Source organism: Teichococcus aerofrigidensis (assembly GCF_054073225.1).
This window is the reverse complement of the sequence record NZ_JBSXMU010000304.1, coordinates 1-393: the sequence shown is the minus strand read 5'-3', so window position 1 is coordinate 393 and position 393 is coordinate 1. Positions and strand designations below refer to the sequence as shown.

The window sequence follows — 393 nt, the reverse complement described above, 5'->3', positions numbered from 1 at the left end:
GGGCTTGGCTCAGCGCCGAGGCGCCCGCGCCCATCGCCACGAAGACGGTCGCGAACCCCAGGACGAAGCAGAGGCCGAGGCCGACCGTGGCGAGGCGACCGGGCGCCGCGCGTTCGGCGGCGACCGAGCGACCGGCGACGTAGGAGACGTAGCCGGGCACCAGCGGCAGCACGCAGGGCGAGAGGAACGAGACCATCCCGGCCAGGAAGGCTGTCAGGAGGCCGGACATCTGGAGGAGCGGGTTCACGGCGGTCCCGCCCTCAGGGTCGCGCCGCGGAGGTCGGCGCGCCCGCCGGTTCGCGCCTCCCGCCGACGAGGAGCAGGAGCGCGACGCCGACGAAGATCGCGGTGTCGGCAAGGTTGAAGGCGGGCCAGTGGTAGCCAGCCACGTGG

2 protein-coding genes are annotated in these 393 nt (G+C 74.3%); both read right to left on the bottom strand.

Annotated elements, in window-relative coordinates; all coding sequences use genetic code 11:
• Nucleotides 1–247, bottom strand: a 247-nt coding sequence (locus ACVMLK_RS21365) for a cytochrome c biogenesis CcdA family protein (protein ID WP_457487587.1), incomplete at its 3' end; no start/stop codon positions are given.
• A gap of 13 nt (nucleotides 248–260) precedes the next feature.
• A complete protein-coding gene (locus ACVMLK_RS21360) occupies nucleotides 261–389 on the bottom strand; it encodes a signal peptidase II (protein ID WP_457487588.1) in 129 nt (42 codons plus the stop codon).
• Nucleotides 390–393 lie beyond the last annotated feature (4 nt).